This window comes from Aureimonas sp. AU22, from assembly GCF_001463745.1.
Classification (GTDB): Bacteria; Pseudomonadota; Alphaproteobacteria; order Rhizobiales; family Rhizobiaceae; genus Aureimonas.
The window spans coordinates 1-21362 of sequence record NZ_BBWJ01000014.1; the positions used below are offsets into that span (position 1 = coordinate 1).

General features: G+C 69.2%; 20 protein-coding genes. 13 read left to right on the forward strand and 7 right to left on the reverse strand.

The window, feature by feature from the left end; genetic code table 11:
• The 8 genes from AUL34_RS04780 to AUL34_RS04815 all read left to right on the forward strand — a co-directional run.
• Positions 1-1126, forward strand: a 1126-nt coding sequence (locus tag AUL34_RS04780; protein ID WP_156420795.1) for a glycerol-3-phosphate dehydrogenase/oxidase, incomplete at its 5' end; no start/stop codon positions are given.
• Between the two features lie 54 nt (positions 1127-1180).
• Positions 1181-2161 (forward strand): carbohydrate kinase family protein, encoded by a 981-nt coding sequence (locus AUL34_RS04785; protein WP_061931757.1) that lies wholly within the window; start codon positions 1181-1183, stop codon positions 2159-2161.
• Between the two features lie 154 nt (positions 2162-2315).
• Entirely contained in the window at positions 2316-3254 is a 939-nt protein-coding gene (locus AUL34_RS04790; RefSeq protein WP_061931759.1) for a sugar-binding transcriptional regulator, read from the forward strand.
• Positions 3255-3333: 79 nt separating this feature from the next.
• Positions 3334-4653, forward strand: a complete 1320-nt coding sequence (locus AUL34_RS04795) for an NAD(P)H-dependent oxidoreductase (protein ID WP_156420796.1) — start codon at positions 3334-3336, stop codon at positions 4651-4653.
• Between the two features lie 20 nt (positions 4654-4673).
• A complete protein-coding gene (locus tag AUL34_RS04800; RefSeq protein WP_061931763.1) occupies positions 4674-5723 on the forward strand; it encodes a thiamine pyrophosphate-dependent dehydrogenase E1 component subunit alpha in 1050 nt (349 codons plus the stop codon).
• 30 nt (positions 5724-5753) lie between these two features.
• Positions 5754-6767 (forward strand): alpha-ketoacid dehydrogenase subunit beta, encoded by a 1014-nt coding sequence (locus AUL34_RS04805; RefSeq protein ID WP_061931765.1) that lies wholly within the window; start codon positions 5754-5756, stop codon positions 6765-6767.
• A 5-nt stretch (positions 6768-6772) separates the two neighbouring features.
• Entirely contained in the window at positions 6773-8152 is a 1380-nt protein-coding gene (locus AUL34_RS04810) for an acetoin dehydrogenase dihydrolipoyllysine-residue acetyltransferase subunit (RefSeq protein WP_061931768.1), read from the forward strand.
• Between the two features lie 43 nt (positions 8153-8195).
• The gene (locus AUL34_RS04815) at positions 8196-8855 is read left to right on the forward strand and encodes an HAD family phosphatase (RefSeq protein ID WP_061931770.1); all 660 of its coding nucleotides are present in this window, start codon (positions 8196-8198) and stop codon (positions 8853-8855) included.
• 356 nt (positions 8856-9211) lie between these two features.
• Here the strand turns inward: AUL34_RS04815 and ptsP are convergent, their stop codons facing one another.
• From ptsP to AUL34_RS04845, 6 genes are all read right to left on the reverse strand, one after another.
• On the reverse strand, positions 9212-11158 hold the full coding sequence (gene ptsP / locus AUL34_RS04820) for a phosphoenolpyruvate--protein phosphotransferase (protein WP_370539024.1): 1947 nt from the start codon (positions 11156-11158) through the stop codon (positions 9212-9214).
• Between the two features lie 35 nt (positions 11159-11193).
• Positions 11194-11574 (reverse strand): PTS glucitol/sorbitol transporter subunit IIA, encoded by a 381-nt coding sequence (locus tag AUL34_RS04825; protein WP_061931772.1) that lies wholly within the window; start codon positions 11572-11574, stop codon positions 11194-11196.
• Positions 11575-11657: 83 nt separating this feature from the next.
• Positions 11658-12701, reverse strand: coding sequence for a PTS glucitol/sorbitol transporter subunit IIB (locus AUL34_RS04830; protein WP_061931774.1), 1044 nt, complete (start codon positions 12699-12701; stop codon positions 11658-11660).
• Between the two features lie 23 nt (positions 12702-12724).
• Complete coding sequence (locus AUL34_RS04835) at positions 12725-13576, reverse strand: PTS glucitol/sorbitol transporter subunit IIC (RefSeq protein WP_244492443.1); 852 nt, start codon at positions 13574-13576, stop codon at positions 12725-12727.
• A gap of 87 nt (positions 13577-13663) precedes the next feature.
• The gene (locus AUL34_RS04840) at positions 13664-14095 is read right to left on the reverse strand and encodes a transcriptional regulator GutM (RefSeq protein WP_061931776.1); all 432 of its coding nucleotides are present in this window, start codon (positions 14093-14095) and stop codon (positions 13664-13666) included.
• A gap of 108 nt (positions 14096-14203) precedes the next feature.
• Complete coding sequence (locus tag AUL34_RS04845; RefSeq protein WP_061931778.1) at positions 14204-15115, reverse strand: sugar-binding transcriptional regulator; 912 nt, start codon at positions 15113-15115, stop codon at positions 14204-14206.
• Positions 15116-15398: 283 nt separating this feature from the next.
• On the opposite strand from AUL34_RS04845, the gene AUL34_RS04850 reads away from it, so the two are divergent.
• Both AUL34_RS04850 and AUL34_RS04855 read left to right on the forward strand, forming a co-directional pair.
• Positions 15399-16010: a hypothetical protein gene (locus AUL34_RS04850; protein WP_192845686.1), complete on the forward strand. Its 612-nt coding sequence runs from the start codon at positions 15399-15401 to the stop codon at positions 16008-16010.
• Positions 16011-16038: 28 nt separating this feature from the next.
• Positions 16039-16704, forward strand: a complete 666-nt coding sequence (locus AUL34_RS04855; RefSeq protein WP_061931781.1) for a hypothetical protein — start codon at positions 16039-16041, stop codon at positions 16702-16704.
• Positions 16705-16708: 4 nt separating this feature from the next.
• Here AUL34_RS04855 and AUL34_RS04860 read toward each other — a convergent pair whose 3' ends face one another.
• The gene (locus tag AUL34_RS04860) at positions 16709-17407 is read right to left on the reverse strand and encodes a GntR family transcriptional regulator (protein WP_082653161.1); all 699 of its coding nucleotides are present in this window, start codon (positions 17405-17407) and stop codon (positions 16709-16711) included.
• 193 nt (positions 17408-17600) lie between these two features.
• Between AUL34_RS04860 and AUL34_RS04865 the strand changes: the two genes are divergently transcribed.
• From AUL34_RS04865 to AUL34_RS04875, 3 genes are read left to right on the forward strand one after another with little or no spacing between them, the layout of a single operon-like run.
• Positions 17601-18638, forward strand: a complete 1038-nt coding sequence (locus AUL34_RS04865) for a 4-hydroxythreonine-4-phosphate dehydrogenase PdxA (RefSeq protein WP_061931784.1) — start codon at positions 17601-17603, stop codon at positions 18636-18638.
• 35 nt (positions 18639-18673) lie between these two features.
• A complete protein-coding gene (locus AUL34_RS04870; RefSeq protein WP_061931786.1) occupies positions 18674-19627 on the forward strand; it encodes a sugar phosphate isomerase/epimerase in 954 nt (317 codons plus the stop codon).
• Complete coding sequence (locus AUL34_RS04875) at positions 19624-21336, forward strand: dihydroxyacetone kinase family protein (RefSeq protein ID WP_061931788.1); 1713 nt, start codon at positions 19624-19626, stop codon at positions 21334-21336. Before AUL34_RS04870 ends, AUL34_RS04875 begins: the two co-directional genes overlap by 4 nt.
• Positions 21337-21362: the final 26 nt, after the last annotated feature.

Genomic DNA, 21362 nt, shown 5'->3' on the forward strand with positions numbered 1-21362 from the left:
GGCCGAGCTGAAGGGCCTCGACCCCGCGATCACCGCGGTCGGCCTCTACTACGAGGCCCGCCTCGACCATGCCGAGCGGCTCGGACTGGAACTCGTGCTCGACGCGCTGAAGGACAATCCGGGCAGCGAGGCCCGCAGCTACACCAAGGTCCGCTCGCAGGCCGGCGGCGCGATCGAGATCGAGGACGTCCTCACCGGCGCGCGCGAGTGGGTGAGGGCGGATGTCGTCGTCAACGCCGGCGGCGCCTGGATCGACGGCGTCAACGCCGCGCTCGGCCTCAACACGCGCCACATGGGCGGCACGAAGGGCAGCCATGTCGTGGTGGAGCATCCCGAGCTTCTGGAAGCGCTCGGGCAACGCATGGTGTATTTCGGTTCGGCCGACGGACGGGTGAACCTGCTTTATCCGTTCAAGGGGCGGGTGCTGATCGGCTCCACCGACATTCCGGTAAACCATCCCGACGAAGCGAGAGTGAGCGAGGAGGAGATCGCCTACATGATCGCGGTCGTCTCGGAGGTCTTCCCGGGGATCGCGATCGCGCGCAAGGACGTCGTCTACGCCTTCTGCGGCGTGCGGCCGCTGCCCAACGCCGATGTGGACGATCCCGGCGCGATCAGCCGCGACCATTCGGTCGCGGAAGAGCGGCTGCCCGGCAGCGACGTGCCGGTCCTGTCCCTGATCGGCGGCAAGTGGACGACCTATCGCGGCTTCTCCGAGGAGGTCACCGACCGCGTGCTGGCCCGGCTCGGTGGCACGCGCCGCGCTTCGACGGCCGAGCTCGCGATCGGCGGGGGGCAAGGCTTTCCCGCGCAGGAAAGCGAGCGCGTCGCGCTGGCCCGGGAGCTCGCGGCCCTTGCCGGATCGCCCGAACCGGTCGGCGAACGGCTCCTGCGCCGCTACGGCACCCGCGCCCGCGCGATCGCCCGCGCGATCGGCGCATCGGATCGAAAAACCCTGAACGCTGCGCCCGACCATCACGTCGCCGAGATCGCCTGGATCGCCGCCAACGAACGGGTCCGGACAGCGGACGATATTTTGCGCCGACGAACGGACCTGGCCCTGTCGGGCCGTGTGACGCCCGCGCTCGCGAGCGAGGTGGAGGCGATCCGCCTCGCCGCCGCCTGAAGCCACAGTCCGGCGGATCGGGAAGGGGTCCGCCACCCTTGGGAGGAATGCGCCATGCGCTACGACTACTCGTCGATCGGCTTCTACACGTTCGATTGCCTCGGCCGGCCCGTCGGCGCCATCCCGCCGGGCGGGGGCACGCAGTTCATCGAACAGATCGACCTCGCCGTCTCCGGCGCGGCGGGCGCAGCGGTCGTCGCGGCCGCCAAGCACGGCCTCAAGTGCCTTGCGGTCGGCGGCGTCGGCGACGACCTGATGGCCGGCTGGGTGCTGGACCGCATGGCGCATTTCGGCGTCGACATCTCGACCATGCAGCGCCTGACCGGCGTCGGCACCTCGACCTCGATCGTTCTGACCCGCGCCGACGGCTCGCGGCCGGCGCTCCACATGAAGGGCGCGACCGGCGCCTTCGTGATCACGCCGGACATGTGGGACCAGGTGCTGGACGCCACCGTCGTCCACATCGGCGGCGTCGGGCTGATGGATCGCATGGACGGCGAGCCGAGCGCCACGCTCTTCGCGGAGGCCAAGCGGCGCGGCGCGATCACCACGGTGGACGTCTTCGCCGCCGCCGAGAAGGATCTCGCCAACGTCGTCGGCCTCCTGCCGCACACGGACTACTTCCTGCCTTCCATTGAGGAGGCGCGCGTCCTGTCGGGGCTGGAGGACGTCGAGGACGTCTCGCGCTTCTTTCTCGACAAGGGCGTGACCTGCTGCATCCTGACGCTCGGCGAGAACGGGGCTTACTATCGTCACGCCAACGGCGACCGCTTCCTGATGCCGGCCTTCGCGATCGACATGGTCTGCTCCTGCGGCTGCGGCGACGCGTTCAATGCCGGCATCGCCACCGGTCTCGTGCGTGGCATGGACCCCGAATCCATGGTGCGCTTCGCCCAGGCGACCTCGGCCCTCAACGCTACCGGTCTCGGCAGCCAGGCGGGCGTCACCTCCTTCGAGGCGACGCTGGCCTTCACCAAGCACGCGACCCGCCCATCGGAGATCCGTATCGACGGCGTCAGCCGGACCGCGGCCTGAGAGCCAGGGGATGACCCCGATCGAAAGCCCCCTGCCTGCGATCGGAGGCTGATCGATGGGCTGGCGCGCACGCGTCGGCGCGCCGGGGCTGTCCCTGCACGCCGGCGAGGGGCTAAACGCAAGGCAGACCCCTCCCTCCGCCGAAAGACAGGCCGTGTCCTCCATCGACAGCGACGACATCAAGGCGCGCGCCGCCTGGCTCTACTACATGGAAGGGCTGACGCAGGACCAGGTGGCCAAGATCCTGGGGCTCACCCGCACGCGCGTCCTGCGCATGCTGGCGGCGGCGCGCGAGGACGGCACGGTGCAGATCCGCGTCACCTCGCCGATCGCGCGTTGCGCGAAGCTCGAGCGCGAGGTGCGCGCGCGCTACGACATGGAGCGCGTCGTCGTGGTGCCGGACCCGCAGGACGAGGCGCAACTGCCCGCCATGATCGGAGCGGCGCTCGGCCAGCTGCTGCCCGATCTCCTCGCCGACGGCATGACGATCGGCCTCGGCTGGGGGCGCACGCTCTCCTCCTCGCTTCCCTTCGTGGAGCCGATGGTTCATGCGCGTTCGACCACGATCTCGATGCTGGGCGGTCTGACGCACGTCACCCTGTCCAACCCGTCGGAATTCGCCTGGCGCTTCGCCGATCGGATCGGCGGCGACTGCTACATGCTGGCCTGTCCGGTCTTTGCGCCGGACGGCGCGACGCGCGACGCGCTGCTCGCCCATCGCGGCATCGCCGAAGTCTTCCGCCGCACCGACAGGCTGGACCTCGCCATCCTCTCCGTCGGCGACTTCACGCGCGATTCGATCTTTGTCCACTACGGGCTTCTGGAGCGCGCCGACCTCGACAGCCTGGAGCGGGCGGGGGCGGTGGGTGACATCCTCTGCCGCTTCATCGACGCGGAAGGGCGCGTTCTCGACCACTCCGTCAACGACCGGGTGCTGGCCGTCGATCCGCGCCGGCTGGTGGATGCGCGGCGAACGGTGCTGGCGAGCGGCGGCTGGTCGAAATTCCCCGCGATCCGCGCCGCGATGACACTGCTCTCGCCGGAAATCCTCGTGACCGACGAGCGCACGGCCGAACGCCTCCTGGGCGGCTGAAAAAGCGCAGCGGACCGATTATGAACTCTTGTCTTCAAGAGAAGACAAATGTATCACCTTTCGTATGGGAGGAAACTCGATGACGATTCTTCAGGTTGGCCTCGCGGCCGAGCTCCAGGCCTATGCCAACAAGAACGGCCCGGTGACCGTGGGCCTCGCCGGTTCCGGCCAGATGGGCACTGACATGGTGGTGCAGCTCACCCTGATGCCGGGCGTGCGCCTCGGGGCGCTGTCGGAGTTGAACGTCGCGGGCGCCGAGGCCGCGCTGCGCATGGCCGGCACCGAGTTCATGCATGCGTCCGGCTTCAACGACATCGACCGCGCCATCGAGGGCGGCAAGGTCGCGCTGACGCAGGATTACAAGGCGCTATGCGCCTCCGGCCGCATCGACGTCATCATCGACGCCACGGGCAACCCCAACGTCGGCACGCTGATCGCGCTGGAAGCCTTCCGGAACGGCAAGCACGTCGTGATGCTGAACGTCGAGGCCGACATAACGATCGGCCGTTTCCTGCGCGAGGAGGCGGCCAAGGCCGGCGTCGTCTATACCGGCGCGGCGGGCGACGAACCGGCGGCCACGATCGAGATCATCGGCTTCGCACAGTCGCTCGGCTTCGACATCGTGTGCGCCGGCAAGGGCAAGAACAACCCGTTGAAGTTCGATGCGACGCCGGACGCCTACGAGGAGGAGGCCCGCCAGCGTAACATGAACGCACGCATGCTGGTCGAGTTCGTGGACGGCTCCAAGACGATGATCGAGATGGTCGCCGTCGCCAACGCCACCGGCCTCGTTCCGGACGTTCCGGGCATGCACGGGCCGGCCGCGACGCGCGACGAACTCGCCTCCGTCCTCTGCACGAAGGAAGACGGCGGCGTGCTGTCGGGCACCGGCAAGGTCGACTACTCCATCGGCAAGGGCGTCGCGCCCGGCGTGTTCTGCATCGTCAAGCCGAGGCACGACCGCGTGCTGGAGCGCATGAGCGATCTCAAGATGGGCCCCGGCCCGAACTACACGATCTTCCGCCCCTATCACCTGACCTCGCTCGAAGTGCCGCTGTCGGCGGTGCGCGCGGTGGTGAAGGGCGCTCCGGACCTCGTTCCCGCCGACCGCCCGGTGGCCGAGTGCGTGACGCTCGCCAAGCGCGACCTGAACCCCGGCGATACGCTCGGCAAGATCGGCGAGTACGACTATCGCGGCTTCGCGATGACCTGGGAGGACGCCCGCGACGAGGGGGCCCTGCCGCTGGGCCTTGCCGAACAGGCGCGGGTCATCAAGCCGATCAAGGCCGGCGAGAAGCTGACCTATGCCAATTGCGAGCCGGACGACAGCCTGGTGATCACTCAGATCCGCCGTCGCCTCGACCAGGCCGACGGGCGCTTCGCCACCGCCGCCGAGTGACCGGATCAGGAGACGCATCCATGTCCGCCATCCCCAGGGTTTCGGAGGTCGCCGATGCCGCGCCGCAGGCCGGCGGGCGCGAGGGCGACAACCGCCCCTTCGCCTTCCGCCACTTCGCACCGGCGATCCTGAAGGACGCGCTGCGCCAGATGCATCTGATCCGCCGTTTCGAGGAAGGGGCGGAGGAGAGCTACACGCGCGGGCTGATCCACGGCACGATGCACCTGTCGATCGGCCAGGAAGCCTCGGCGGTCGGCACCTGCCTCGCCCTCACCGACACCGACCAGATCACCTCGACCCATCGCGGCCACGGCCACTGCATCGCCAAGGGCGCCGAGGTGGGTCGGATGTTCGCCGAGTTCTTCGGCAAGGAGACGGGCTACTGCCGCGGCCGCGGCGGCTCGATGCACATCGCAGACGTCACCAAGGGCAATCTCGGCGCCAACGGCATCGTCGGGGGCGGCCTGCCGATCGCGGTCGGCGCGGCGCTGTCCATGAAGATGCAGAAGCGGCCCGACGTCGTCGTGTCGTTCTTCGGCGACGGCGCCAACAACGAGGGTGCCTTCCACGAGGCGCTCAACATGGCCTCGATCTGGAAGCTGCCGGTCGTGTTCGTGTGCGAGAACAACAAGTACGGCATGTCGGTCTCGACCGAACGCTCCACGGCAGTGAAGAACATCGCCGAGCGCGCGGTGGCCTATTCGATGCCTGGCGTCACGGTGGACGGCAACTCGCTGTCCGACGTCTCGGAAGCCTCCGTCGCCGCCATCGAGCGCGCGCGCCGGGGCGAGGGCCCGACGCTGATCGAGTGCAAGACCTATCGCCACCGCGGCCACTCCAAGAGCGACCGCAACCGCTACCGCACGAAGGAGGAGATCGACGACTGGATCTCCAAGGATCCGATCGGCCGTTTCGAGGCCGAGATGATCCAGTACGGGATCGTGTCGGCTGACGACGTGGAGGAGATCCGCGCCGGCGTCGAGCGCGAGATCGCGGACGGCATCGAGTTCGCCAAGAACTCCCCGTCGCCCGACCCGTCCGACGCGACGCGTTTCGTCTACACGGCCTGAAGCCGCACAAGACCCCAAGGAACCACAGGGATGAGCGAACTTGCCGACGCGGCTGGCGGCCGCGAGCTTTCCTATGCCCAGGCGATCCAGGAAGCGATCGCCATCGCTATGGAGGAGAACCCGCGCGTCTTCATCATGGGTGAGGACATCGGCGTCTACGGTGGCGCCTTCCAGGTGACGGGCGATCTCGTCCATCGCTTCGGCGCGGACCGCGTGATCGACACGCCGATCGCCGAACTGGGAGGCGCGGGCGTCGCGGTCGGCGCGGCGCTCACCGGCATGAAGCCGATCTACGAGTTCCAGTTCTCGGACTTCGCGACGCTGGCGATGGAGCAGATCGTCAACCAGGCGGCCAAGCTTCGCTTCATGCTCGGCGGCAACGTCTCGGTGCCGCTCGTCATGCGCTTTCCCGCCGGGTCGGGTACGGGCGCGGCGGCGCAGCACTCGCAGAGCCTCGAGGCCTGGCTCGGCCACGTGCCCGGCCTGAAGGTGCTCCAGCCCTCGACGCCGCACGACGCCAAGGGCATGCTGCTCGCCGCGATCGACGATCCCGATCCGGTGATGATCTTCGAGCACAAGATCCTCTACAAGTCGAAGGGCATCGTGCCGGAAGGCCGCTACACCGTGCCGATCGGCAAGGCGGCCGTAGTGCGCGAAGGGCGGGATCTCACGATCGTCGCCTCGGCCATCATGGTCCACAAGTCGCTTGCCGCCGCCGAGGAACTGGCGAAGGACGGCATCGACGTCGAGGTCGTGGACCTCAGAACCGTTCGCCCGATGGACCGTGAGACCATCGTCGCCAGCGTGATGAAGACGGGCCGCCTCGTCTGCGTCTACGAGGGCGTGAAGACGCTGGGCGTCGGCGCCGAGATCTCGGCGATGATCGCGGAAAGCGAGGCCTTCGACTATCTCGACGCGCCGATCGTCCGCCTGGGGGGCGCCGAGGCGCCGATCCCCTACAATCCCGAACTCGAGAAGGCGGTGGTGCCGCAGGTTCCGGACATCGTCCGCGCCGTGCGCGCGCTCCACAAGAGGGAGCGCTGATCGCCATGCCGACCGAAGTGATCCTGCCCAAGGTCGACATGGACATGGCGACCGGCCAGATCTCGCGCTGGTTCTACAGGGAAGGCGACGCCATCAAGAAGGGCGAACCGCTCTTCGAGATCGAGACCGACAAGGCGGCCATGGAGGTGGACGCGCCCGCGAGCGGCACGCTCCGCAACGTGACAGGCGCCGAGGGCGTCGACATCGCGGTCGGCGCGCCGGTCGCCTGGATATACGCCGAGGGCGAAGCGTTCGACGCCGCGACTGCAGGCGCCGGTGCCCCGGTCGTGGTCGGTCCCGACCCGGACGTCGAGACGGACTCCAAGCTTCCTTCCGGCGACAGCGTCCCGGCACGCGCAAGCGTCGATGCCGCCGACAGTGCCGAGACGGGAAGCGAGCGCCGGGGCGTGCGCGCGACCCCGCTGGCCCGGCGCATCGCCCGCGAGCGCGGCATCGACCTCGCCACCATCGCCGGCAGCGGCCCGCTCGGCCGTATCGGGCGCGACGACGTGGAGAAGGCGGCGACGGCGCGGGCGACGCCCGTCCCGCTGACGCCGCCTCCGCTGCCCGCGGCGCGCGAACCCGAGGCTCGGCCCGCACCGCGTGCGCCCGCCGAAAGGGCCGACGTCGCAACACCGCTGGCCGTCGTCCGGCTGCGCGAAGGGGAGGGCGTGCCCGTCGTCTTGATCCACGGCTTCGGATCGGAATCGGCCAGTTGGCGTCCGCTTCTGGCCGAAATGGTGGAGGGCGGCCCGGTGCTTGGGCTCGATCTCGCCGGCCACGGTGCATCGCTCGACCGCGTGGCCGACGGCTTCGACGCTTTGGTTTCCGGCGTCGAGGAGACGCTGATCGCGCTGGGGCTCGCCACCTGCCACCTCGTCGGACATTCGCTCGGCGGCGCGGTGGCGACCGCGGTGGCGAGCGGCACCGCGAGCGACGTGCGCTCGCTCCTGTTGATCTCGCCGGCCGGCTTTGGACCGGACATCGACACGGGTTTCACCGAAGGGTTCGCCCGCGCGACGGAGGAGGCGCCGATCCGGACCTGGCTCTGCCATCTTGTGGTGGACCCCGCCGTGCTGACGGACAGCTTCGTGCGGGCGGCCGCCCGCGCGCGTGCCGACGGCCGTCATTCGCAGGCGCAGACGCGCCTCGGTGCGGCGCTCTTCTCCAACGGAACGCAGCACGTCTCGGTTCGCGATCTCGTTTCCGGCCTGTCCATGCCGGTGAAGATCGTCGCGGGGGCGGACGATCGCGTCGTGCCGGCACGCCATTTCACCGGTCTGCCGGGGCGGATCGCCTTGCATGTGTTCCCGAGGACGGGACATATGCCGCAGATCGAACAGAAGGGCGACGTCGCCCGCCTTCTCCGCGAACTGACGCGCTAGCCGTTTTCGGTCCGCGCGGGGGAGGAACCTTCAGAGGGCGACCATGGCCGAGATCGACAGCATCATCTTCGACTGCGACGGGGTTCTCGTCGACAGCGAGGTTCTCGCCCGGCGCGCGATGCAGTCCGTCTACCGCCAGGCCGGCATCGAGGTGACGGCCGACATGGTCAACGCCATGGTCGGCATGAAGATGGCCGACATCCTCCAGGGGATCGAGGCGCGCACCGGGCGCTCTCTCGCCGAAGAATACCATCCCCGTTTCTGGACCGAGACCAAGGCGCTGTTCACCGCCGAACTCGCACCCACGCCCGGGATCGTCGAGTTCCTCGAGCGTTCGTCGCTTCCGCGCTGCGTCGCCTCGTCGTCCGACCACGAGCGCATCCGACACAGCCTGAAGGTCACCGGCCTCGACCGGTTCTTCTCAGACGACGCGATCTTCTCCTCGCACGACGTGAAGCACGGCAAGCCGGCGCCCGATCTCGTGCTCCACGCCGCCGCTCGCATGGGCTTCGAACCGTCCCGCAGCCTGGTGATCGAGGATTCGCGCTTCGGCGTGATGGGCGCCAAAGCCGCCGGCATGGTGGCCTACGGCTTCCTCGGCGGCGCGCATCTCCTCGCCAACACCGGCGATGCGCTGCGCGAGGCCGGCGCGGACTTCGTCGCCCGCACCTATGACGAGATCACGGCCGAGATAGCTGGCTGACAGTCCCTTTGCAACGTTCCGGCGAGTTTTAACCTCTTGAGGACGCTCCGCGCGCGTTCAAGAACTTGTATTCTCTGATTTTGAAAGGACGCCAGATGCTACGCGGGGTCGTCGTCGTACTGCTCTTGTGCCCTCTTCTCTACTATTGTGCCCTATCACTTAGCGACGAGATGGACCGAGTAACCTGCGATGCATCCTATAAGGGCCATCCAAACGAATACGAAAAGTGCAAGCCGAGCGTTCCGAAGCAGGGTATGTGATCACTGCGAGTAGAAAAGAGTGCGGGATTGAAACACGCCCCGTAGCGGCCTTTCTGGAAATTACCCCAAAGTGCCCCTTGCTGGATTTCGACTTTCTTAGATCTCCGTCACGCACTTCTTGGCACGCGGGATCGAGGCCGGGCTCATCGAGAGCTCGCTGACGCCGTTCTCGACGAAGAACGGAATGAGGTCGGGACGAGCGGCCGCCTCGCCGCAGACGCCGATCCAGATGCCGGCCTCGCGCGCGGCCCGGGCGGCCATGCGGATCGCGGCGAGCACCGCCGGATGCTCCGTGCGGTTGAGCTTGGCGACGCGCGGGTTCAGCCGGTCGGCCGCCATGACGTATTGCGTGAGGTCGTTGGTACCGACGGAGAAGAAGTCCACTTCCCCGGCGATCTCGTCCGCCACGAAGACGGCCGCCGGCGTCTCGATCATCACCCCGAGCTCGAACGCGCCGTGCGCGTGGCCAGCAGCGTCGAGCTCCGCCCGGCATTCGTCGATGAGGGCACGCACGGCGCGGACCTCGCCGACATCGGCGATCATCGGCAGGAGGATCTTGACGTTGCCGACGACGCTCGCGCGCAGCAGCGCCCGGAGCTGCGGCTTGAAGACGTCCGGCCGCTCCAGGCACATGCGCACGCCGCGCCAGCCGAGGAACGGGTTGTCCTCGTGTTCGAAGTCGATGCCGGCCACCGGCTTGTCGCCGCCGATATCGAGCGTGCGGATCACCACGGGGTGGGGCGCGAAGGCCTTCGCGAGCGCGGTGTAGGTCTCGGACTGCTCGTCCTCGCCGGGCAGGGCGCGGCGCTCCATGAACAGGAACTCGGTGCGGAAGAGGCCGACGCCCATCGCGCCCGCTTGTCGCGCGGTCTCGATCTCGGCGAGCGAGCCGAGATTGGCGGCAATCTCGATGCGCCGTCCGTCTCGCGTCGTCGGCTCGACCGCGCGGTAGGCATCGAGCGCCGTGCGCTGTTCCGCCTCGCGCGCGATGGCCCCGCGCAGGCGGGCGGCGGTCTCCGAATCGGGGTCGAGCACGACTTCGCCGCTGGCACCGTCGAGGCCGATCGTCCGCGCGGCCTTCATGCGCGCCGGATCCGCCGGGAAGCCGAGGACGGCGGGAATGCCGTGGGCACGCGCCATGATGGCGACATGGCTCGTCGCCGCGCCCTTGCGGCAGACGATGCCGCCGATGTCGGCGAGCGTCGCCTTGGCGAGGTCCAGCGCGGCGATCTCGTCGGCGATGATCACCGAGCCCTTCGGCATGTCGGCGAGCGTCGCATCCACCATGTCGAGGAGGGCGAGGATGATCGCGCGCGTCACGGAGCGGATGTCCTCGGCACGGGCGCGCAGGTAAGGGTCGGCCAGCGCTTCGAAGCTTGCCGCGATCGTCCGGCCCGCCTCCTGTACAGCGCTCGGGGCGTCGCGCCCCGCGCGGATCCCGGTTTCGACGGCGCCGATGAACTCGGCGTCCTCGGCGACCTCCACCAGCGCATCGATGATGGCCGCGTCGTCGCGCTTGAGGCTCGGGCGGGCCTTCGCTTCGCGAAACGAATGGACGGTCGAGGCCAGCGCTTGCGTGTAGCGCAGGCGTTCGGCTTCCATCTCGCCCAAGGCCACGGTTCGCGGCCGGATGTCGAGGGCGGCCGGAAAGAATGCGAAGGCCGGACCGATCGCGGTGCCCTCGCTCGCCGCGACGCCGCGCTCACCGGCGTGGCCCATGTCCGGCGCGGCGGTCGGCGCTTTCGCGGCCGTCGGCGCGGCGGGGGCGGCGAGATCGATATCGCCGGCGTCCGGCGTCTGGAGGAAGGTCGCGAGGGCTGACACCGCGTCCGCCGCATCGGTGCCCTCGGCCCGCAGGGTCGCCTCGTCATTCTCCTTCACGCCGAGCAGCATCAGCTTGACGGCGCTCTTGGCGCTGGCGCCCCGGCCGTTGCAGCGGATCTCGACCTCGCTCGCAAAGCTCTTGGCGAGCTTCACGAACTGGGTGGCCGGGCGTGCATGAAGACCGTCGTGCACGCGCACGACGACGGAGCGCTCGATCATGGCTCGGGTTCCAGGTTCGAAGAAGGGTCTACGGTTCAGTCGCCGATGACGATGACGGCGCCGGGCACGAGGGCCGCCGCGAGTGCCGCTCCGTCCACGGGGCTGGCCGCCAGCTCGCCGGGGCGCTCGGGCGCCGCCGCGCCGTTGAAGTTGACGACGACATGGCCGATGTCGCGCACCTTGGCCCAGGCGAGTTCGCCGATGCCGGTGAGCCTCGCCTCGACCGGGCCGACGCGGATGGCGGCGCCCGGGGCGGGGGCGCTCGCCGCAGGCTCGCCATCGACCGCGTGCATCACCGAGACTTCCGCGAGTTCGGGCGGGGCGCCGTCGGCGAAGAGGATCAGGACGCCGCCCTCGAGGAGGTCGGGAACGTCGGGCCCGACGGCGGTGACGGTGGTGCGCAGAAACTGGGTCATGGCAGTCCTTGGGCAGTCCTCGGGCGGGCATCGCCCGCGGGTAGGGGAGTTGCCGGGCGGCTCCGACCGCCCGGCCGAGGGGATCAGAGCAGGAAGCTCGCGCCCCAGGCGATCAGCACCGCGATCGGTCCGGTGATCTGCCGGCTAATGAGGACGGCGGGCACGCCGATCTCGATCGTCTTCGGCTTGGCTTCACCGAGCGCGAGGCCGACCGGCACGAAGTCGCAGCCGACCTGCGCGTTGTAGGCAAAGAGCGCCGGCAGGGCCATCGCCGGGGCGATGGTGCCGTTGGCGATCTGCGGGCCGATGATGGCGACGCCGATCACCTGTGCGATCACCGCGCCGGGTCCGAGAATGGGCGACAGGAAGGGCAGGCCGCAGATCGCCGACAGGACGACGAGGCCGAGGATGTTGTTGGCTAGCGGCCCGAGCGGCGCGGCGAGAAGGTCGCCGATGCCGGTGTAGAGGATGATGCCGATCAGCATGGTCACGAAGGCCATGAACGGCAGGACGTTGCGCACCACCATGTCGATGGTACGCCGGCCGGCATTGAAGAAGATGCCGACGGCCCGGCCCATGACGCGGCCGACGCTCGTGATCGCGCCGATCAGTCCGCCCTGGTTCGAGGCGGGCATCGCGCCGCCGAGGGCCGCGGTCGCCTCCGCTGGCGAAGAGAACGAACGCGGCGCGGCCGTCGGAGAACCCATCGCGGCGGGCGAGGCGGACTGCTGTCCGGCCGGCGCGTCCGATCCGTCGGCGGGCACCATGTCGGCCGGCGTCACGCCGGAGACGTAGATGTCTTCCGTGATGAACTGTGCGAGCGGGCCGCTCTGGCCGACCGGCATGATGTTGATGGTCGGAATGCGCTTGCGGGCATAGACGCCGCAGCGGGCCGTGCCGCCGCAGTCGATCACGACCGCCGCCATTTCCGACTCCAGCGGCGGGTTGCGGAACCCGTCCACCACGGTCGCGCCGGTCAGCTCGGCGAGGCGCTGGGCGACGGGCGGGATGCCGCCGCCGGTCACCGCCACGATCTTGTCGCGCTCCGGCGTCGGCTGGATCACCAGCGGGCCGCCCCAGCCGCCCTTGCCCTGCGAGACGCGAATGGCTCTGAAAACCTTGCTCATCGATCGATCCTCTTCCCCGGGCCTTAGAGGGTCACGCCTTCGCGCTGGGCGAGGAAGCGGGTGATGCGTTCGGTGACGATGCCGCGCAGGAGGATCACCACCACGCCGACGATGAAGTAGTAGATCGCGAGATTGATATGGTATCCGGCCGGGATGACGCCCCGGTTCTCGAGTTCGAGAAGCGCCACCAGCACGCCGCCCCAGACGAAGTATTCGCCCGCATTGGCATGGGGGAACAGGCCGAGGATCGGATGGCAGAAGGACACGGCCGAATCGTAGAAGGCCGGCTTGTGCTTCTCTTCCAGGAAGGTGCCGAACGTGTATGCCATCGGGTTCGTCAGGAAGAACATCGAGAGGACGGGGAGGACCGTGTAGCGCGTCAGCGCGATGCGGCCGGCCTTCTGGGCGAGGCCGTGGACGCGCTCCTCGCCGATCATGCCGGTGAGCGCGTAGAAGGCGGTCATCAGCACCACCAGTGTCGGGATGATGCCGGTGACGAAGCCGAGGAACACCTCGCCGCCCTTCTGGAAGACGCCGATGAAGTGTCGGCCGATGGTCGCCAGCCAGCCGAGCTGCTCCTCCTGGTTGCCGGTGGCGGAGAGTTGCTGAACGCGCCGGGCGTATTCGTCGGCCGAGATCGGTCCGCCCGCGGTGGCCGGAGCGGTCGCCGCCGCGGTGCCGGCTGCGCCGGGATCGGTCGCCTGCGCCAGGAGCGTCGCGCCGTGATGGGCGGCGTCCGTCGCGGCCCCCGCATGGTGGGCGGCGAGATCCCCGAGCGGCACGGCGAGCGCCGGATCGCTCAGGGCCTGGACATGCGCGGCGCCGTGCGCGGCGAGATCCGCCGTCGCTTGCGCCAGTATCATCATCGTCAGCATGTTCGGCCCTCCCAGCCGTGCCCCCAGAGGGCGTTGCGACGTTGCACGTTCGAAAGTCGTCGGGCGGCCCGGGCGGGCGGCGCCGAATCAGGCGGTGACCGGCTCACCGCCGCCGAGGTCGGCGGCTTGTGCCTGCCGCGAGCGCGCCTGCGCCACCTGATCCAGAGCGCTGAGGATGGCGGCCGCCAGTGGTTCGCGCCGGCGCCCTTCGGCGTCGTTTCGCAGGTCGGACGCGAGGCGGCCTTCCAGTTCGTGCAGGCGCCGCGCCTTGGCGAAGACCGTGCGTCCCTGGAGGCTCGTCGCCCGGCGCACGCGTCCATCGGGTGCGACGACGATCATCGCGATCGCCCCGCCCCGCAGTGCGCCGCCACCCTTGCCGACGCCCATCCAGCCGTCCGTCGAGGAACTGCCGACGTCACGAAACGCCGCGCGATAGCGGCCGACCTGAATCACCGTTCCGACGCACTGAAGCGCCCATGCCAGCGCGAGAAGCGCCAGCGCAGCCTGCCAACCCGTCATGCCAATCCTCCCACGAGACCCGGGCCTCCCTGCCTCGTAACGTCAGATGAACATTTGACTTCACCGAAGTCAATGTGTTCTGCCACCCCGTAGCGGCGTCGCGAACGATCAGTCGAGGAGGCGAGCGGCCGTCGTTTCGTCCGTCACCAGGATCGTGGGCCTCAGGTATGCCAAGGCGGCGCGGATGATGTCGATCTTCTCGGGTCCACCCGATGCCAGGATGCGCTCCGGAGCCCGGCGGATCGCCTCCATGTCGGCCGACACGATGCGTTCGTTGATCGGATGATCCACCAAAGCGCCGTCCCGGTCCAGGAAATGAAACAGGATATCGCCCACGGCCCCCGCCTTTTCGAGGGAACGCCGTTCCGCTTCCGCGATGTAGCCGGTGCGATAGGTGGTCGAGTTGCGTTCGATGCCGCCGACGCTGAGGACCACGACGTCGAGTTTCTCCGCCATGTCCAGGGTGGAGCGCAGTCCGCAGCGGTGCAGCAGCGCGGTCTTCGTCTCCAGGCTGTCCACGATCGCCGGGGCACTGAGGAGGAAGGCGTCGCCGTTGAAGATCTGGGCGAAGCGCCAGACGAATTCCTCCGGATTGAAGCGATGGGCTTCGGAGATGCCGCCGAGCAGCGAGACGACCCGCATGTCCTCCAGCGCCCGAGGCTCGATAAAGGGAAGGGACTCCAAGAGCGTGCGTCCCCATCCGAGGCCCACCGTCATGCCGCTGTCGACAGCGTCCGACAAGGCACCCCCGATCGCCGCGCTGATCACCGGCGTCGGGTCTTCGCCCTTGCCGGGCGCGGGGGCGACGATTGCGCTCTTCAGTCCGTAACGGGCTTCGAGCGCCCGCTCCGCCGCCGTCAGGTCCGCCAAGGCGCCCGACACGGAGATGCGCACTTCGCCGCGGGCACGCGCTTCCGCCAGAAGCCGCACGACGCTGACGCGGCCGATGTCGAGCTTGGCGGCGATGTCGCTCTGCGTCATCTCCTCGACGTAGTACATCCACGCGGCGCGCACGCGCATCCGGTCCGCGCGGGTTCCGGATGCAGGCGCCTCGGCGCCGTTTCGCGACCGACCCTTCACGAGACCCTTCGCTCTTGGGCATCGCGGACGCGGTTACGTGCGTTGGTGGATATGGCCTGCGCGATGTCAGGAAAACGTCTCATGCTTCCGCCGATCGTATGGTAATCGTTGCTCCAGCCCGGAGAGTCCCATGTTGCCTCACCCCCATAATCTGACGCTGCCGTTCAAGGAAGGGATCAGGGACCTTCGCACCGCAATTCGGCTGGAAGCGGCATCCGGGACGATGTCCGCTCGCCTGCTCGGAACGCCGGAGCCGGCGCGACGGTTGGCCCGCATGGCCGACGGCGTCCTGAGCCGCGCCGAGAAGGTCGCCGGTCGGGTCCTGCCGCGCGGCGAGACCGACATCACACGCGTTCTGGACCGGCTCGCTGCATCGCTCCGGGTGGGGAGCGCGCCGGCCGAGAGCGCCGACCTCTACGCCGCATGCCGCAGCGTGCTTGCGCTCGCCGGTCCCGGCGATGCCGTGGTCTCGGAACTGCGCCTCGCGATGGCCTCGGAGGATCCCGGCCGCCGGAGCCGCGACCCCGATCCGCTGGTGGCCGCGGCGCGCGCGGCGTCGCAGCTCGCCACGGTGGGGGCGGCGCGCCCCTGCCTGACGAGCGCGCTGGGGCCGGTGGACCCGGAAGAGGCGGCAGAGATCAACGACCACATGGCGCTGGCGGTCTGGCTCGGCGTCCTCGTGCGTCGCGACAGTGCCGCGTCGGGCGACCTCGCGATCCTCGGCGCGCAGCGCGCCGTGGAGGCGGAGGGCGCGGAATGGCGGGCGATGCTGCGCGACGATCGCCTCGACGACCTTGCCGCCGCCTGGCGAGCGACCATCCCCTATCTGCCGTGACCGGCTCGCAGGAGAGGGATCGCATCCCGTGGACGACACAGTGCTGACGCTCAGTCTCGACACGCCCGCGACCGACGGGCGGCAGGCGTTGCGGCGCTCCATCCGCCGGCTCGGCGATTTCTCGCGTACGGTGGACCTCGCCCTGCAGCAGTTCAACGCGCGCTACGGCGTCGAGCTGCGGCTGACGCAGCGCAGTCTGACGCGCGCCTTCCTCGAATGGATGCGCCGCTTCGACGCGCAGCGCGCGCTGGCCGATCGCGATCGGCGCGACTTCAGCCATTTCGCCGCCGGCATCCTCCTGTCCAGCCTGATCCGCAACCGTCCGGCCGAGGTGGGGGCGGGCGCGAAGGGGAGGGCGGGCGATCTTGCGCGACCGGAAGAGGCGCTCGTCTCCTTCTGGCCCGAGGGTGTGTTCTACTTCGAGTTCTGCATCACCGTGCTCGACAAGGTGCTGGCCGAGCAGGACCTCGAGGGCATCCACCTGTCGGCGGAGGCGCTGCAGTTGCGATCCTGGGCTTCGTTCCGCGAGAACGTCGCCTCCGACCCCGATCTCGGGATCCCCTTCCTCGACCTGTTCCTCGGCGGCGACCCGAACTGGGACTTCCCGAAGGCCGCTCGGTTCCGCTCGGCGCTGACGGGGCGCATGCTGGATTGGGACAAGCGTCTCGGGGGACCCGCCGCGCCCGACGCCTGACGGATCAGATCATGTCGGCCACCCGGTCCCAGGCGCGGGACAGGTGGCGGGTGAGGATCTCGGCGAGGCCTTCGCCGTCGCGCCGTTCGAGGGCTGCGATCATCTCCTCGTGCTCGGCGACCGCCGCCGCCCACTTCTCCGGCCCCTCGTGGGCTATGAAGCGCACGCGCTTCAGCCGCATCTGCAGGCCGGCGTGGACATGGGCCAGCGCCGCATTGCCGGTCAGTTCGACGATGCGGCTGTGGATCTCCTGGTTGAGCTTGTAGTAGGCGAGCCGATCACCCGCACGATAGCGCTCCAGCATCGCGTCGTGGGCGCGGCGCACGCCGGCGATGCCGGCGTCGGTCCCCGCTTCGCAGGCCAGGCGACCCGCCAGGTGTTCCAATTCCCGGATCACGACGAGCATGTCGTGGACATCCTTGCGGTCGAAGCGCCGAACCACAGCACCGCGGCTGGGGACGAGTTCGACCAGTCCTTCGCTCGCCAGGTACTTGATCGCCTCGCGCAGCGGCGTGCGCGACACGCCGAGCTGCTCCCCGAGCTGGCCTTCGTGAAGCCGCGTGCCCGGCTCCAACGAGCCCTCGATGATCATGTCCCGGAGCCTGCCGACGATCGTGTCGTGCAACGAAGTGCGCGAGATGCGGCCCATGTCCGAACCGGGCGCCGGGTCGATCGCGCGCGGTGCCGACAACGTATCGCTCATCGATCCCTCCCAAGGCGTCAGAAGCACTGTGTGTCCGCAGCGGCCGAGGCTGAAGACGCAGTCTTTCAAACATCACAAACGTCGAATGCGGTCAAACGGGAATGCTGTATGCAGAATACAAAATGAAAAAGGCTTGATGCGTGAATGCGGATCGGCTAGCGGTGTGTCCAAGCGTCATTCGGGAGGACATGAAATGGCTTTTGCGACCAACGGCACCGAGCGTCCGATCGTGGCCCTCGCCATGGGCGATCCCGCCGGCATCAGCCCCGAACTCACCGCCAAACTGCTGGCAGATTCCGAAACGAACGAACGCGCCCGCGTCGTGGTGTTCGGCGATCGCCGCATCCTCGACCGCGGCGCACGGGAGGCCGGCGTCACGCTGGATCTCGGTGAAGCCGCGGATGTCGCGTCGATCGGCGACGGTTCTCGTCCGGTGATGGTCGATCTGAAGAATCTGGCCGTCGAGGACGTGCGCCGCGGCGAGGCGACCCTGGAAGGCGGCACCTTCGCGACGACCAATTTCCGCCGCGCTCTCGAAATGGCCCACGCCGGGCAGGCCGACGCGGTGATCTTCACCCCGTTCAACAAGCAGGCGATGCGCTTCGCCTACCCAGGTTACGACGACGAGATCCGCTTCGTGGTGGATGTCACGGGCTTCCAGGGCAAGGTCCGCGAGTTCAACGTTCTGGAGAAGGTCTGGAACGCGCGCGTCACCTCGCACATCCCGCTGAAGGACGTGTCGGCCCACCTGTCGGTCGATGCGATCCTCGCCGAGGTGAAGCTCACGCACGACTGCCTGAAGCAGTCCGGCATCGAGCGCCCGCGCATCGCGATCAACGGCCTGAACCCGCATGCCGGCGACGGCGGCGCCTTCGGCATGGAGGAGATCGAGATCATCGAGCCCGCCGTGCGCGCCGCCAAGGAGGCGGGCTACGAGGTGGACGGGCCGTTCCCGGCCGACACCGTGTTCCTGCGCGCCTTCAAGGAAGGCTGGCACGCGGTGCTGACGATGTATCACGACCAGGGCCAGATCGCGATGAAGCTGATCGGCTTCGACAAGGGCGTGACGATGATGGGCGGCCTGCCGTTCCCGCTCTGCACCCCGGCGCACGGCACCGCCTACGACATCGCGGGCACGGGCAAGGCCGATCTCGGCGCGACCCGCGAGGCCTTCCGTCTCGCCGTGCGCATGGCCAACCAGCGCCGTGCCATGGCCGCCGCCGCCGAGTAGGCACGAAGTTCCGCATGCGTCAGGGAGGAATGCGCATGTCCATCGGAGCCGGGCGAACGCTCGACCGAACCAATTGGCCGATCGCGGCCGCGATGATCCAGTATCCGGGCACGCTGCCGGACGGCCGGTCCACCCAGGACCAGAGTCCGGAGGAGTGGTCTGCGACGCTGGCCGACGTCGCGGACGCGGGCTTCACCGAGCTCGACCCGACGGACGGCTGGCTGCGGATCGCCGATCTCGAAGCCTCACGCCTTGACGAGTTCCTCGGCGTGGTCGCCTCGCACGGGCTGCGGATCCCGGCGATCTCGACGGCGCGCAAGAACCTGATCGATCCGGCGCACGGCGAAGCACACGTCGCCTACGGGCACCGCGTGCTCGAGACGGCGGCCAAGGTCGGCGCGAGCGCGGTCTCGTTCGGCTTCTTCGGGCCGCTCACGGACGCCCAGAAAAAGGCGCTCTGGTTCTGGACCGTCCAGGGCGACCGCAATCCGACCGACCCGCAGACCTGGGCGCTCGCCGTCGATCGCCTGCGCGATCTCGGTCGGCATGCCGCCGATCTCGGCCTCGAGATCTCGCTGGAAATGTACGAGGACACGCTGATCGGCACCGCCGACGGCGCGGTGCGCCTCGTCACCGACGTCGATCTGCCGAACGTGAAGATCAACGCCGACATCGGCAACCTCATCCGCCTCCATCGCCCGGTCGAGCACTGGCAGGTGATGATGGAGAAGATCGCACCCTTCGCGGGCTTCTGGCACGTCAAGAACTACACGCGCATCGAGGACGAGACGACGGGCGCGATCATGACCGCACCGGCGCCCCTCGAGTTCGGTACGATCAACTACCGCACCGCGATCCGCATGGCCCTGGCGCACGGCTTCCGCTCGCCTTTCCTGGTCGAGCACTACGGCGGCGATGGCCTGTCGGTCAGCGCCACCAATCGCGATTATCTTCGCCGCATCCTTCCGCGACCGGAGACCACGGCATGACCCTCATCTACGACGAGCCCGAACGCTTCGCCCAAAGCGCCCTCGAAGGCTTCTGCGACATCAACGCCCATCTCGTGCACCATGTGCGCGGTGGGGCGGTGCGCTCCACGCAAACGCCGGACGGCAAGGTCGCCCTGGTGATCGGCGGCGGTTCCGGCCACTACCCGGCCTTCGGCGGCTACGTCGGCGTCGGGCTGGCCGATGCGACGGTGGCGGGCGACGTCTTCGCCTCGCCGTCGACCGAGTCGGTCGCGCGCATCTGCCGCCAGGCCCATCGCGGCGGCGGCATCGTGCTCGGTTTCGGCAACTACGCCGGCGACGTCCTGAACTTCGGTGCGGCGGCGACCCGGCTGCGCGGGGAGGGGATCGACGTGCGCGTCCTCGCCGTCACCGACGATGTCGCGAGCGCGCCGGCGGCGACGCCCGAGCTTCGCCGGGGCGTGGCGGGCGACGTGCCCGTCTTCAAGATCGCGGGCGCGGCGGCGGAAGCCGGGATGGACCTCGACGCGGTCGAGCGCCTGGCGCGGCTCGCCAACGCGCGGACCCAGTCCTTCGGCATCGCCTTTTCCGGCTGCACCCTGCCGGGCGCCGACGCGCCGCTCTTCACGGTGGAGAAGGGGGGCGTCGCAGTCGGCCTCGGCATCCACGGCGAACCGGGCATCCGCGACGAAAAGGCGATGTCGGCGAAGGCGCTGGCCGACCTCCTGGTCGAGCCGTTGCTCGCCGAGCGTCCCGACGGCGCGAACGGACGGGTCGCCGTCCTTCTCAACGGGCTCGGCGCGACGAAGTACGAGGAACTTTTCGTCCTCTGGACCCATGTCGCGCGGCGCTTGCGCGGCGCCGGCCTGACCCTGGTCCAACCGGAGGTCGGCGAGTTCGTCACCAGCCTCGACATGGCCGGGTGCTCCCTGACCCTCACCTGGCTCGACGACGAGCTGGAACCGCTCTGGCTGGCGCCCGCGCATGGCGCGGCCTTCCGGCGCGGCAACGTCGAGCCGCGCGCGGCAAGTATCAAGCCCGTCGAGCCGGATGCGGACGCGCTGTCCTTCCCGGCGGCCTCCGAGGCTTCGCGCGAGAGCGCTCGCCGGGCCTGCGCGATCGTCGAGCGACTGGCCGCCGTCCTGGCGGACGCGGAAGAGGAACTCGGACGGATCGATGCGGTGGCCGGCGATGGCGACCACGGGCAGGGCATGCGTCGCGGCTCGGCGTCGGCTGCGGAAAGCGCGCGACGTGCGCTCGCCGCGGGTGCCGGGGCCGGTTCTCTTCTTGCCCATGCGGGCGACCGCTGGGCGGATACCGCGGGCGGCACGTCCGGCGCGATCTGGGGTCTGCTCCTGCGCGGCTTCGGCACTGCCCTTGGTGACGACGCCGCGGTCGATGCGGCCAGCGCCGCGCGCGGGGCTGCCGCGGCCCGCGAGGCGGTCACGACGCTCGGCCGCGCCAAGCCCGGCGACAAGACGCTGGTGGATGCGCTCGTGCCCTTCGCGGAAACGCTGGAAGCCGAAGTCCGGGGCGGTGCGCGACTGCGCGACGCCTGGGACGCGGCGGCCGCCGCTGCGACCCGTGCGGCCGACGAGACCGCCAAACTGACCCCCCGCCTCGGACGCGCGCGCCCGCTTGCGGCCAAGAGCATCGGGCACCCCGATGCCGGCGCCGTATCGCTGGCGCTTTGTGCACGCACCGCCGCCGAGGTTCTCAAAGCCGGCTAGCCGGCCCGTCCACCCGTCCGGTCGCG